The organism is Streptomyces chilikensis (assembly GCF_001642695.1).
GTDB lineage: Bacteria > Actinomycetota > Actinomycetes > Streptomycetales > Streptomycetaceae > Streptomyces > Streptomyces chilikensis.
The window spans coordinates 13,819-27,086 of record NZ_LWCC02000192.1 but is presented as its reverse complement, the minus strand read 5'-3'; the positions used below and the strand labels follow the sequence as shown (position 1 = coordinate 27,086).

Annotated in this window: 12 protein-coding genes; 4 read left to right on the top strand and 8 right to left on the bottom strand. The window is 75.6% G+C overall.

From position 1 onward, the window contains the following. From A2U95_RS31745 to A2U95_RS31730, 4 genes are all read right to left on the bottom strand, one after another. The coding region (locus A2U95_RS31745; protein WP_166029455.1) for a sensor histidine kinase at nt 1-1,557 on the bottom strand (1,557 nt) is incomplete at its 3' end. Between the two features lie 612 nt (nt 1,558-2,169). After that, entirely contained in the window at nt 2,170-2,781 is a 612-nt protein-coding gene (locus A2U95_RS31740; RefSeq protein WP_166029453.1) for a TetR/AcrR family transcriptional regulator, read from the bottom strand. Nucleotides 2,782-2,792: 11 nt separating this feature from the next. After that, on the bottom strand, nt 2,793-4,877 hold the full coding sequence (locus A2U95_RS31735) for a YhgE/Pip family protein (protein WP_166029451.1): 2,085 nt from the start codon (nt 4,875-4,877) through the stop codon (nt 2,793-2,795). Further along, nucleotides 4,849-5,880 (bottom strand): ABC transporter ATP-binding protein, encoded by a 1,032-nt coding sequence (locus A2U95_RS31730; RefSeq protein WP_166029449.1) that lies wholly within the window; start codon nt 5,878-5,880, stop codon nt 4,849-4,851. The genes A2U95_RS31735 and A2U95_RS31730 overlap by 29 nt, the downstream gene beginning before the upstream one ends. 123 nt (nt 5,881-6,003) lie before the next feature. Between A2U95_RS31730 and A2U95_RS31725 the strand changes: the two genes are divergently transcribed. From A2U95_RS31725 to A2U95_RS31710, 4 genes are all read left to right on the top strand, one after another. Then, complete coding sequence (locus A2U95_RS31725; RefSeq protein ID WP_166029448.1) at nt 6,004-6,462, top strand: SAV_6107 family HEPN domain-containing protein; 459 nt, start codon at nt 6,004-6,006, stop codon at nt 6,460-6,462. A gap of 74 nt (nt 6,463-6,536) precedes the next feature. Further along, nucleotides 6,537-7,298 carry a methyltransferase gene (locus tag A2U95_RS31720; RefSeq protein ID WP_166029446.1) on the top strand — a complete coding sequence of 254 codons (762 nt, stop codon included), beginning with the start codon at nt 6,537-6,539 and terminating at the stop codon, nt 7,296-7,298. 319 nt (nt 7,299-7,617) lie between these two features. Continuing rightward, complete coding sequence (locus A2U95_RS31715) at nt 7,618-8,019, top strand: DUF3040 domain-containing protein (protein WP_166029444.1); 402 nt, start codon at nt 7,618-7,620, stop codon at nt 8,017-8,019. A 126-nt stretch (nt 8,020-8,145) separates the two neighbouring features. Then, entirely contained in the window at nt 8,146-9,651 is a 1,506-nt protein-coding gene (locus A2U95_RS31710; RefSeq protein WP_240958544.1) for a phytoene desaturase family protein, read from the top strand. 364 nt (nt 9,652-10,015) lie between these two features. On the opposite strand, the gene A2U95_RS31705 is transcribed toward A2U95_RS31710, so the two are convergent. From A2U95_RS31705 to A2U95_RS31690, 4 genes are all read right to left on the bottom strand, one after another. Then, nucleotides 10,016-10,864 carry a hypothetical protein gene (locus A2U95_RS31705; protein ID WP_166029442.1) on the bottom strand — a complete coding sequence of 283 codons (849 nt, stop codon included), beginning with the start codon at nt 10,862-10,864 and terminating at the stop codon, nt 10,016-10,018. A 41-nt stretch (nt 10,865-10,905) separates the two neighbouring features. Beyond that, complete coding sequence (gene metF, locus A2U95_RS31700; protein ID WP_166029440.1) at nt 10,906-11,844, bottom strand: methylenetetrahydrofolate reductase [NAD(P)H]; 939 nt, start codon at nt 11,842-11,844, stop codon at nt 10,906-10,908. Nucleotides 11,845-12,035: 191 nt separating this feature from the next. Continuing rightward, a complete protein-coding gene (thiE, locus tag A2U95_RS31695) occupies nt 12,036-12,713 on the bottom strand; it encodes a thiamine phosphate synthase (protein ID WP_166029438.1) in 678 nt (225 codons plus the stop codon). Nucleotides 12,714-12,899: 186 nt separating this feature from the next. Next, a complete protein-coding gene (locus tag A2U95_RS31690; protein WP_166029436.1) occupies nt 12,900-13,265 on the bottom strand; it encodes an Rv2175c family DNA-binding protein in 366 nt (121 codons plus the stop codon). Nucleotides 13,266-13,268: the final 3 nt, after the last annotated feature.

Below are 13,268 nucleotides of genomic sequence, written 5' to 3'. Positions count from 1 at the left end.
CGCCCGCGCGGCGGGCTCCTGCGCGGCGGGCTCCTGCGCCGGCCGGACGGGGAGCCGCCCGGCGGTCCCGGGACGCTCCGGCGGCAGCTCGGCGGTCCCGGGACGCCGCGGCGTGCCGGGCAGGCCGTGCCCGGTCCCGTCGGCGTCCTGGGTGACGGGCCGGGCGCCGGGCTCGGCCGCGCCGGACACGGCGGCGACGGGGCGGTCGTGCGTCACGGGTTCGCGCCGCTGCGCGAGCAGGTGGAGCGGCAGCAGGACGACGACTCCGGTGCCGCCGCGCGACGACGGCCGGTAGTTGACGCTGATGCCGTGCTTCACGGCGATGCGGCCCACGACGGCCAGGCCGACACGGGTGCCCTGGAGCGAGGCGAGGTCGGTGACGCGCCCCTGCACCGCCTCCTCCGCGCGGCGCATGGCGGCCTCGGCCATCCTCAGGCCGCTGTCCTCGACGGTGACGACGATCCCGGCGCTGTGGTGTTCGGCGTAGACGTGCACCTCGTCGATGGGCGGGGAGAAGTTCGCGGCGTTGTCCATCAGCTCGGCGAGCAGGTGCATCACGCCCTCGGCCGCGTGGCCGGAGATGGCCGCGGTGGTCGAGCAGTGCAGGCGCACCCGCCGGTAGGCGGCGATGCGGCCGACGGCGCCGCGCAGGATGCTCTCCATGACGATGGGCTTGTTCCACGCCCGGCTGGACCGGCCGCCCATGAGCAGCGCCAGCCGGTCGGTCATCAGGCCCAGCTGGGAGGTGCTGTGGTCCAGCTTGAGGAGGTCGCCGAAGACCTCCTCGCCGTGGCGTTCCTGCATCTCGCGCAGGTCCGCCAGCATCTGGACGGCCTTGGCCTGGACGCGGCCGAGCGCCTTCGCCGACGCCGCCTGCGCCGCGGCGGCGCGCCGTTCGCCGACCGCGAGCGCGCGGACGGACTCCTCGGCCGTGGCGCGCACCACGGGGTGCGCCGGAAGTTCGACGTCGGCGAGCACGGTGTCGGCCGACCGCCCCTCGCGCAGTCCGCCCACCGCGGCCGGCAGCGTCCGCGTCCGCAGCATCTCCAGGTCGGCCAGGACCCCGTCCAGCGCGGCCCGGGTCTCGAGGTACTCGGCCTCCATGACGGCGGCCCGCTGGGCGCTCCGGCCCACCGTGGCGGCCACCGCGTGGGCGAGGCGGCGGAGCTGCGGGTCGGGCAGGGTCCGGGGGTCGTCCAGGTCGAGGGCGGCGTGCGGGTCGTCGGTGAGTGCCGGCAGCGTCACCAGCAGCAGGTGGGAGACCTGCGCGGCCAGCCGCTCGGCCTGCTCCCGTGCCCGGGCGCTCTCCGCCTGCCGCGCGGCCACCGCCTTCACGGCCCGTAACGCGAGCAGGCGGCCGACGAGGACCGTGAGGCCCAGGACCACCCAGGCCGCGCCCCCCACGGCCAGGATCCAGGGCAGGGCGTCGGACGGAGCGGCGGCCGCCGCCGCCGCGCCCGCCGCGGCGGTCACCACGAGCAGCGCGGAGCAGGCGGCCGGGGACGGGAGGAAGGCCTTGTCCCGGTCCTGCTGGCCGGGTGGAACAGGCACTGACATCAGACGGGTCCCTCGGTCAGGGGGATCTGGCGGTGAGCGGGCGGCCGGTGCTCGACGGCCTCGAGGCCGGGTGCGCGAGAGGAACGGAGCCGTTTCGGCCGCACAGGCGCCATGCTAGCCATCCCTCACAGCACGTTGATCCGCATAGCAGAACTGATCGCGCGGATCGGGAGTTCGTCGTGATGTCACCGGAAACGCGCGGACCCGTGGTACATGCGGACGAAGGGGCGCGCCCCGCCCGGACACGCACGGGAAAGGGGCAAGACGCAAGATGACGGATAGTCAATTCTTGTACTGGGGAAGCCTGTTGGGGAGAGATGCGTGCCGGCTGCACCGAAGTTGGTCGACTTTCGGCCAACTATCGGTGTCCGCGCGCCGGGCGCCCTCCCCGGGAGCGCGGCCTCGGACCGGGGGCGGGTACTCAGATCCGGATGAGTATCCGAGCGGATGCCGGGTGCCGGGGCGCTCCGGCACAGTCATGGCACGGGGGAGCGGGGCACCGCGTCACCGGTACCGCCGGCACGGGGCGGCGGAACCGGTGCGCGTGCCCGCCCCGGGGGCGCGGGGAGCCCGCCCCGCCCGCGGCGGGAGCGCTCCCCGCCCGCGGCGGGCTCAGCGGCGCCCGGTCACCCGCCCCTGCAGCAGCAGCGAGAGCGCGCCGTGCACGTCGTCCAGCGACCGCTCCGGCTGGAACGACAGCCAGTCCAGCGCCGCCACCAGCACCATGCCCACCAGTGCGGCGGCCGTCAGCGAGACGTCGATCTCGTCGCTGAACTCCCCGGCCTCGACGCCGTCGCGCAGCACTCCCTCGACGACCGCGACGGCCTCCTGCCGGACCACCATCAGCGTCTCCTGCCAGGCCCGGTTGGTGCGCCACAGCTCGGCGACGTAGAGCTGGGTGAAGGCCGGGTAGCGGTGGATGAAGACCAGGCCGGCCCGGATCATCGCGTCCAGCGCGTCCACCCGGCTGCCGCCGCGCCGCACGGTCGCCTCGGCGGCCTCGCGCAGGGAGGCCGTCAGGAGTCCGACGCCGTGCCGCAGCAGCTCCTCGAAGAGCACGGACTTGCTGGCGAAGTTGTAGTAGACGGTGCCCTTGGCGACCCCGGCCCGCTCGGCGATCTCGTCCACCGTGGTGGCGGAGAAGCCCTGCTCGGCGATGAGGGTCACGGCCGCCTCGTAGAGCTTCTGCTTGGTGGCGGCGCGGCGGCCGGTGCTGCTTTTCATGCCGTCGATTGTCACAGACTCAGCTCCGGGCGCAGCCGGTCGAAGGTCCACACCTGCTTGCGCCGGGCCGCCACCGCGGTCAGCGCGAGGGCGCCCGCGGTGTAGGCGAGGAGGACCGCGCAGGCCTGCGTGACCGGGGCCGTGCCGCCGCCGGTGATCAGCCGCCGCAGCGCCTCCACGACGTGGCTCATCGGCAGGTAGGGGTGGACGGCGGCGAAGAAGCCGGGGCTGGTCTCCACCGGGTAGGTGCCGCCCGCGGAGGTCAGCTGGAGCATCAGCAGCGCGAGCACCAGGATCCGGCCGGCCGCGCCGAAGCGGGCGTTGAGCCACTGGACGATCGACGTGAAGCAGAGGGTGACCAGCAGCAGGAAGCCGACGGTGGCGGCGGCGCGGGCCATCCGCAGCCCGATCCCCCAGTGCAGGACCGACATCAGCGCGGCCACCTGGAGCACGCCGAGCGCGGCCACCGGCAGCCAGCCGGCCACCGCGATCCGCCAGGCGGGCGCGCCGGCGGCCAGGGCACGGCGGTTGAGGGGCTGGATCAACATGTAGGCGACCATCGCGCCGACCCACAGGGCGAGCGGGATGAAGTACGGCGCGAAGGCGGTGCCGTAGTTGGCGGCCTGGTGGAGCGGGGAGTCGGCGAGCCGGACCGGGTCGGCCATCACGCCGGTGCGCCGGTCGCGTTCGGCCTCGTCGAGGTCGGGGATCCGCTCGGCTCCGTCGTGGAGTCCGCCGGCGAGTTCGCCGGAGCCGTCGACCAGCCGGTAGATGCCTCCGTCGAGGTCGTCGGCGCCGCTCTTGAGGGCGTCGACGCCGTCGTCCAGGTTCCCGGCGCCCGTCCTGGCGGCGCCGAGGCCGGTGCGGAGGTCCTCGGCGCCGGCCGCGACCGCCGCCGCGCCGTGGTTCAGCTCGTCGATCCGCTCCACGGCGTCGCCGAGGTCCTCGGAGAGGCGCGGGGCGCGTACGGCGAGCGCGTCGGCCTGCTTCTCCAGGGCGGCGAGGTTCTCGTCGAGCCCGGACAGGTCGCCGTTCTGGTCTCCGATCAGCTTCTCGAGGTCGGCCGCGACCGCGGCGGCGTCGGCGGCGGCGTCCCTGGCCTTCTCCAGGTCGGGGCAGGCCGGGTCGGGCAGGGGGGACGTCTCGCAGCGGGTGCGGTGGATCCGGGCCAGGGTCTCGGAGGCGGTGGCGGAGGTGCGGGCGGCCTGCGGGGCGGTCTCGGCGAGGGTGCCGAGGTTGCCGCGGACCGCGGCGGCGGAGTCGGCCACCAGGCGGGCGGTGTCGGCGATGGTCTGCTCGTTCTTCTCCAGGAACGGGCGGACGGTGTCCGCGACGCCGTTGACGGTGCCGGCCAGCTGGTCGGTGCCGTCGGCCACCTGACGGGAGCCGGAGGCGAGGTCGCCCGCGCCGGTGTGGAGCCGGCGCAGGCCCTTGAGCAGGTCCTCGCTGCCGGTCTGGGCGTCGCCGAGTCCGCCGGCCAGGTCCTCGGAGCCCTTCTTCGCCCTCTCGATGCCGCCGGCCAGGTCGTCGGCGCCGGTGGCGGCCTTCTCGGTGGCGTCGTGGATGTCGGAGAAGGAGACGAAGATGCGGTCCAGGAAGGTGCGGGTCGCCTTGTCGGCGGCGGCGGTGCGGACCTCGGAGAAGACGGTGCGGGAGATCTGGCCGACGATGTAGTTGTTGGCGTCGTCGGTCCTGACCCGCAGCACGCCGGCCTCGGGGTCGTCGGAGCCGCCCGAGGCGATGCGTTCGCTGAAGTCGGCGGGGACGGTGAGCGACAGGTAGAACTCGCCGCTCTCCACGCCCGCGCGGGCCTCCTCCGGACCCACCTCGCGCCAGTCGAACACGCCGCTCTCGCGCAGTCCCTCGGCGATGTCGTCACCCGCCGTCAGCCGTTCTCCCCCGGCGGTGGCCCCCCGGTCCTGGTTGACGAGGGCGACGGGGACGCGGCCGAGGTTCCCGTAGGGGTCCCAGAAGGACCAGAGGTACAGCGCGCCGTACAGCAGCGGCAGCAGCACCATGGAGACCAGTGCGGCCCGGGTCAGCCGGCTCCGGCCGAACCGCCGCAGCTCAAGCGCGGCCAGTCGCGGCGTGCGCATCCGCGTCCTCCTCAGCGGTACGGGCCTCGCCGGCCCTCTCCTCGTCCTCGGCGGCCTCGGTGTCCTTGTCCTCGGCAGCCTCGGTGTCCTTGTCCTCGTCGGCCCCGACGGCCGTCTCCGCGTCGGCGGCCCGGCCGGACGGGGCGGGCGCGGCGTCCGCCGCCGCGTCGGCCCCGCGGTCGCCGGGAGCGCGACGGCGGGTGAGGCGTGCGAGGGGCCCGGGCCGGGACGCCTGCGGGGCGCGCTCCCGGTCCGGGTCGCCGTGGGCCGCCGTGGAGACCACCAGGCCGGCCTCCGGCGGGGCCTCGCGGAAGGCGGCCAGGACGGTCGTGCCGGAGGCGGCCAGGGAGGACAGCAGGGCGACCGCGTCCTCCCGCTCGTCCGCCGAGAGGCCGAGGTCGGCGTCGTCCACCGCCACCGCGGCGGGCCGTCCGGGCCGTCCCAGCAGGGCCAGCGCCACCGACAGCCGCAGCTCCTGTGCCCGGGAGAGGTCCCGCACCGCCGTGCGTCCGCCCTTCGGCAGGTCGGCCGGGTCCAGCCCCGCGGTCCGCAGCGCCTCCTCGGCGCGGGCGGCGTCCCCGGCCGCCCGCGCCCGCGGCGAGCGCAGCAGTCCGCGCACCACGTCGGCCGCCGGTCCCCCGTACCGGCGGCCGACCAGCGCCCGCTCCCGCAGGTGTTCGGCCACGGTGAGGGCGGGGTCCAGGTCGGTCACCCCGGGCACGTGGGCCACCCCGGTCACCCGGCGGACCTCCGCCATCCGCTTCGGCAGCGCGAGCCCGGCGACGCGGGCCGAGCCCTCGGCGGGCCTCATCCGCCCGGTCAGGGTCAGCAGCAGCGCCGTGCGGCCGGAGCCCGAGGGGCCGGTGACGGCGACCAGGGCCCCCGGCTCCGCCTCGAACGTCACGTCGCGGAAGGCCCATCCCCGGGGCCCCTTCACCCCGAGCCCCCGGGCGACGACGCCCGGACCGGGCGGCGGCCCGTCCCCCTGCCGGCTCACACGCATGCACCTCAGCTCTTTGTACTGACTGGTCAGTGCAAAAACTAGCCCGAACCTCGGGTCCGGGACAACACCGCAGGTCGGTCCGGTTGTCAGTGCCGGGCCGCAGGATGGGAACAGACAGGACAGATGCTGTCGTACGACGACAGGAGGTTCGTCATGACCCACCCGGTGGCCCGCCGGGCGTCCGCGCCGCCCGCCGGCCTCGACCTGCTCTCCCGCGCCCGGACGGGCCTGGACCGCGCTCTGCTCCTGACCACGCCCAACGAGCGCTACGCCGCGGCCCACCTGGCCGCGCTGCGCGGGGCCGCCGCCGTCATCGCCGTCCGCGCCGACCCCCTGCCCGAGCCCCGCCGTCGCCGCCGGACGCCGATACGCAGCGCCTGGGAGGTGCTGACGGAGACGGCGCCCGAGCTGGCGGAGTGGGCGGCCTTCTTCGCCGCCGGGGCGGACCGCCGCGCCCGCGCCGAGGCCGGACTGCCGGACGCGGTCTCCGCGCGGGAGGCCGACGACCTGGTGCGCGACGTGGCGGCCTTCCTGCGCCTGGTGGAGCGGGCGACCGGGCTGACCGGCGGGGACGCGCATTAGGGTGGGGGCATCCGCCGGCCCGTCCCGCTTCCGCGGGCGGGCGGCCACCGATCGCCGCCGAGGAGTCATTCGCCGTGTCGGACCCGATGCGCCCCCGCGCTTCTCTCCGTACCGCCGTGGTCTGGGAGGTCCTCAGGGACGCCCTGGACCGCCACGCCAAGGCCGGTGACGGCCGGCCCCTCGACGTCCTCGACACCGGCGGTGGCAGCGGCAACTTCGCCGTGCCCGTCGCCGCGCTGGGACACCGGGTCACCGTCGTCGACCCGAGCCCCGACGCCCTCTTCGCCCTGGAGCGCCGCGCGGCCGAGGCGGGTGTGGCCGATCGGGTCAGGGGCGTCCAGGGGGACGTCCGCGGCCTCTTCGACGTGGTGGACCGCGCCGCCTACGACGCGGTGCTCTGCCACGGCGTGCTGGAGTACGTGGAGGACCCCGCCGAGGGCCTGCGCAACGCGGCCGCCGCGCTGCGCCCGGGCGGCCTGCTCAGCCTGCTCGCCGCCGGCCTGGGCGGCGCGGTGCTCTCCCGCACCCTCGCGGGCCACTTCCACGAGGCCAGGCGGGCCCTGGAGGACCCGGACGGCCGCTGGGGCGACGGCGACCCGGTCCCGCACCGCTTCACCGTGGAGCGGCTGACCGCCCTGGTCGAGGGGAGCGGTCTGCGGGTCGGCGCGGTGCACGGCGTGCGGGTCTTCTCCGACCTGGTCCCCGGCGTGCTGGTCGACACCGAGCCGGGCGCCCGAGAGGCCCTGCTGCGCCTGGAGGCGGCGGTGGCCTCGATGGAGGCGTTCCGCTCGGTGGCCACCCAGCTCCACGTCCTCGCCGAGTCGTCCGCGGCCTGACCTCCGGCGCCGGAGGCCCCGCGTCCGGGCGTTCCGCGCCCCGTCCCGCGACGGCATCCCCGCCGTGATCAGCGGTGCGGCGTCGCACGGAGTACGACGCGGACCCTGCCGACCGGCCGCGCGACCCGTATGATCGGGGGCAGACCGCCGGGCATGACGGGCGGGCCCGCGGGGAATGACAGTTCCACCGGGTCGGCCTGCCGTGACCGGAACCGGTTGCCGAATGGCGTAGAGGGGCGGGTTTCACGGGGGCGATTCCCTGCCTATCCTGGAGGGGACCCCCGGTCGCCCCGGCGACTGCACGATGAGGAGGACTCCCGTGCCGCTCTCGGAGCACGAGCAGCGCATGCTCGAGCAGATGGAGCGAGCGCTGTACGCCGAAGATCCCAAATTCGCGACAGCGCTTGAGGGAAGCGGGCTGCGCACGTACACCCGGCGACGGGTCTACCAGGCGGTCGCGGGCTTCCTCGTAGGTATCGCGCTCCTCATGACCGGAATGGTCGCCCAGCAGATCTGGATCGGTGTGGTGGGCTTCCTGGTGATGCTGGGATGCGCCGTGCTCGCCGTCACCGGCTGGCGCAAGGGCCCCAAACCCGGTGAGCAGCCGGCCTCCGACCTCCCGGGTGGTCCCGGGGTCGCCGCGCCGGCCCGCAAGCGGTCCGTGATGGACCGGATCGAGCAGCGCTGGCAGCGCCGCCGGGACGACCAGCAGGAACGGTAGTCCGCGAGGCTTCAGGGGCGTCCGCCGAGGCGGGCGCCCCTCTTGGCGTGCCCGTGGCGGCCCGGTCGGCCTCCCGTCCCGTGCCCGTCGCCGTGCGCCGGTCCGGCCGGTCATAGACTCCCGGCCATGGGACGGGTTGCAGTGATCGGTGCCGGAATGGGCGCCATGGCGGCCGCCGCGCGTCTGGCCGTGGCCGGCCACCGCGTGACGGTCTTCGAGCGGACGGACACCTACGGGGGCGCCCTGCGCCGCCGGGAGCGCGACGGGTTCGCCTTCGACACCGGGCCGGGCCTCCTGCCGCTGCCGGCCGTCTACCGCGACCTGTTCGTCAAGACCGGCAAGGAGCCGCTGGAGGAGTGCGTCGAGCTGGTGCAGACGGACCCGTCGGCCCGCCACCTGTTCCCCGACGGCACCCGGGTGGACCTTCCCAACGCCTCCCGGGCCGGTGTGGTGGCCTCCCTGGAGGCGAGCCTCGGCAAGGGCGCCGGGCAGCGCTGGGGCGACTTCCTGGTCCGGGGCCGCGAGGCCTGGGACCGCACCCGCCGCCCGCTGCTGGAGGAGCCGCTGTGGCCCAACTGGGACGTGCTCGCCGGCCGTGAGCCGTACCCGTCGGTCCCGCACCGGCGCCTGCTGCGCACCCGGCGGGCCGCCACCCTCGCCCAGGTGGGCGAGTGGGAGCTGGGCGATCCGCGGCTGGCCCGCCTGCTGGAGAGCCACGCCCTGGCCTACGGTCTGGACCCGCGCGCCGTCCCGGCGGGTGCGGCGGTGCTGCCGTACATGGAGCACGCCTTCGGCGTCTGGTACGTCCGCGGCGGTCTGCGGGAGCTGGCCCGGGCGGTCCACGAGCGCTGCCTGGCCCGGCGGGTCGAGTTCCGTTTCGGCGCCGAGGCCGTGCGGGTCGTGGAGGAGGGCGGCCGGGCGGCGGGCCTGGAGCTGGCCGACGGCACGGTCGTCGGGGCGGACCACGTGGTGACCGGGGTCCGCCCGGGTCTGGTGGAGGCGCCTCGCGGGCCGGGGGCCGGGGGCGAGGTGCCGCCGCGGCCCGCCGGCGAGGCGGTGCCGGGCCGGCTCACGGTGCTGCTGGCGCTGCGCGGCGCCCGGGAGGCGGACGCGGTGCACCGGACGGTGGTCCACTCCCCCGACCGCGACGCCGAGCTGGACTTCCTGGCGGGAGCCTTTGGCCCGTCGGGCGGGACCGCCCCCGTCACTCCGACGGTGACCGTCCTGCGCCCCGGCGATCCGGCCCTGCGGCCGGACGGCGACCACGAGTCCGCGGTCCTCACCGCGCCGGTGCCCGCCGGGACGGGGCCGCGGGAGGCGGAGCGGCTGGCGGAGTCGGTGCTGACGGCCGCCGAGGCGGCCGTGCCGGGGCTGCGGGAGCGGCTGCTGTGGCACGAGGTGCGCACGCCCGCGGACACCCGGCGGGAGACCGGCACGGAGGGCGTCCCGGCCCCCGCGCTGGCGGGTGGCGGGGCCGCGCTGCTCCACCCGGGCAACACCGCGCCCCTGCCGGGGCTGTACCGGGTGGGCGGCTGGTCGCACCCGGGCGGGGGCCTGCCGCACGCCGGCATGTCCGGCGCCCTGGTGGCGGGCCTGGTCGTCGAGGGACCGGACTTCCGCGGCTCCCAGTGAGCGCCGGCCCCCGGTGAGGGCCGGCCGGGCCTGCCCCGAAGGACCTGGCGCCGCCCGCCTCCGCGGCGTCCGCCCCGATCGGGCGGGCCTGGGCCCGGTCCGGCGGGTCGTGCGCGGGGGGGTCGGCGGGGCGTGCGCGTGAGCCGGGGAGCCCGTCAGGCGCTCCCCCACGTTCCCGTCCTCGCCCGGGCGGGGGCCTCCGGCCGGTGGGCGGGCGCGGGCCGCGGACCCGCGCGTGCGGGCGTCGGTCCCGCGGACCGGACCCCGCACGGTTCCCACGGACCGGCCCCGCAGCCCTGGCCCGCGGGCCAGGACCCCGCGAACGGACCGAGGGCCGGCCTCCTGGAGGCCGGCCCTCGCTCGCTCAGTACCGGTACTGCTCGTCGTAGCCGTACGGATAGGGCTGCTGCTGCGGCTGCTGCTGCGGCTGCTGCTCCCCGTACGGGTCGTCGGCCCCCCGCTGCTGCGGGACCCAGACCCCGCCGGGCGGCGTGGAGTCGGTGTAGCCGCCGTACGACGTGGCGTCGTAGCCGCCCTGCTGCCCGTAGCCCTGCTGCTGGCCGCCGTACGTACCGTCGTAGCCGTACCCCTGGTCGCTCTGGCCGCCCTGCGTCGAGTAGGGGTCGGCGTAGCCCGGGTACTGCTGCTGGTCGTAGCCCGTGCCGGCGTACGTGTCGTACGAGCCGTAGTCCTGCACGCCGTCCGCTCCCGCGGGCGCCACGGTGGCGTAACCACCGGTGTCGTAGCCGGAGTTGTCGTACCCGGAGGTGTCGTACCCGCCGTAGGAGCCGGTGTCGTCCTGCGCCGGCTGCGGCTGGTACCCGGCCGTGTCCTCGGCGCCCTGGTACTCGTCCGGGGCGGGAGCGGCCGGCTCGTCCTCGCCGCGGTCGCCCTGGTCGTCCCGGCCCTGGGCGCGGTCGTCGTGCTCCTCGTCGTCCCGTCCGGCCCGGCGGCGGCGGGCCTGGGGCAGCGCCCAGCCGCCCGAGAAGCCGCTGCGGAACGACAGGGTGACGAAGGTCTGTCCCACCGCGAAGGCCAGCGCGCCCAGGCCGATGACGGCCACCGAGGCGAACAGCACGCCGACCACCACGCCGAGGAAGCCGGCGAACGCGAGGACACGCCACCGCAGTTTCGCCTTGTACTGCAGCAACACCTCGCCCAGCAGCCACAGCGCGACGATGCCGAACGCGATGTAGAGGACCGTCCAGCCCATGTAACGCCCCTCTCCCGTGGGACCGGGGCGGTCTGACGGACTCAGACGCTCCCGGTCCAGCCCCGCACCGGGTGGTGCAGGCCCAGGTTCTCGTAGATCTCAAGTGTGGCCGTGGAGTTGTTGAGCGTGATGAAGTGCAGCCCGGGCACACCCTCGGACAGCAGCCGCGCACAGAACTCCGTGGCGAAGTCGATTCCCAGGGAGCGTACAGCGGCCGGATCGTCTTTGGCTGTGAGGATCCGCTCTTTCAACCGGGCGGGAATCACCGCGTTGCTCAGAGTCGGCAGCCTCTCCAGCATACGGACACTGGTGACGGGCAGCACCTCGGGGATGATCGGCGTCTCGCAGCCGGCCGCCGCCGCCTTGTCGCGGAACCTCAGGTAGGACTCGGGCTGGAAGAACATCTGGGTGATCGCGTAGTCGGCTCCCGCACGGCACTTGGCCACGAAGTGCCGGATCTCCGTCTCCCAGTCCGGGGAGCGCGGGTGGAGCTCCGGGAAGGCCGCGACGCCCACGCAGAAGTCTCCCGACTCCTTGATGAGTTCGACGAGTTCGGCGGCGTAGTGCAGGCCCTCGGGGTGCGCGACCCACTCGCCCATCGGGTCACCGGGCGGATCGCCGCGCAGGGCCAGCATGTTGCGGATGCCGGCGTCGGCGTACTGGCCGATGATGTTCCGCAGCTGGGCGACGGAGTGGTCCACGGCGGTCAGGTGCGCGACCGGGGTGAGCGTGGTGTCGGAGACGATCTGCTCGGTCTCCTTGACCGTGCCGGCGCGGGTCGACCCGCCCGCGCCGTAGGTCACCGAGACGAAGTCGGGCGCCACCGCCTCGACCCGCCGGAGCGCGCTCCACAGGTTCCGCTCGCCCTTCTCCGTCTTGGGCGCGGAGAACTCGAACGAGACGGTCTGCCGCCCGGAGGCGAGCATGTCACGCACGGTACGCGCGCGGTCCGTCCGGGTGGATGCGGTTCCTAGGGCCATGTCTCGCAGATTAGCCAGGTGGCGGCCCGGACCGGAGAACTGTCCGATCCCCGGACAGCCGCGCCGCCCGGCGAGCCGCGGAATCCCGGCCACGCGACCCGCCGGGTCCCGGCCGCGTGACCTGCGGGAACCCGGCCGCGTGACCTAGGGGAACCCTCCCGCGCGGGCCGTGCGGCCCGCGCGGCCCCGGCTCAGCGGGCGCGCAGCCGCTCGGCGAAGGCCCGGGCCGCGGCGGCGGGGTCGGCGGCCTCGGTGATCGCCCGGACCACCACCACGCGCGGGGCCCCTGCGTCCAAGACCTCGTCGAGGGTGGTGAGGTCGATCCCGCCGATGGCGAACCAGGGGCGTTCCACGCCCAGCGCGGCGACGTGGCGGACCGCGTCGAGTCCGGCGGCGGGGCGGCCGGGCTTGGTGGGGGTGGGCCAGCAGGGGCCCACGCAGAAGTAGTCCACCCCCTCCTGCGCGGCGGCGGCCTCGGCCTGCGCGACGGAGTGGGTGGAGCGGCCGATCAGGACGTCGGGGCCGAGGAGGGCCCGGGCGGCGGGCACCGGGAGGTCGCCCTGGCCCAGGTGCAGCACGGCGGCCCCGGCGGCGTGCGCCACGTCGGCGCGGTCGTTGACGGCGAGCAGCTTGCCGTGGCGGGCGCAGGCCTCGGCCACGGTCCGCAGGTGCTCGAGTTCCTCGGCGGCCTCCAGGCCCTTGTCGCGGAGCTGGACGATGTCCACCCCGGCCGGCAGCACGGCGTCCAGGAACCCGGCGAGGTCACCGCGGTCGCGGCGGGCGTCCGTGCACAGGTAGAGCCGTGCGTCGGCGAGCCGGGCGCGGGCCTCGGACCCGGCGGTGGCGGTGGCGGTGGCGGTCTCGGACACGGTGCGGTTCCCCCCGGGGAGCGGAAAAGACGTGAGGACGTCAGGACGCGGAGACGTCGCGGAGCGAGGACGGTGGGCCGGTGACGACGTGGGCCCGGTGACGACACGGGGACGCGGCCGCCGGTGCGGTGGCCGCGACATGGGACGGCCGCCCCGCTGACGGGGCGGCCGCCGGTGGTGCGTCGGTCAGACGGCGAGCGCCTGGGCGCGGCGCTTCACCTCCGTGCCGCGGTTCTCACTGAGGGCCTGCGCGGGCGTGCCCGGCAGGGAGTCGTCAGGGGTGAAGAGCCATTCCAGCATCTCTTCGTCGGTGAAGCCGTCGTCCCGCAGCAGCGTCAGCAGGCCGGTGAGGCCCTTGACCACCTTGTCCCCGTCGATGAAGGCGGCGGGGACGTGCAGCGCGCGGTTCTCACCACGGCGTACGGCGATCAGCTGGCCTTCCTTCACCAGCTGCCGCACACGCGTCACCTCGACGTCGAGCTTCTCGGCGATGTCGGGGAGGGTGAGCCACTCGGGAACGAGAGCATCGATGTTCGCGTCAATCTCGGTCACGGG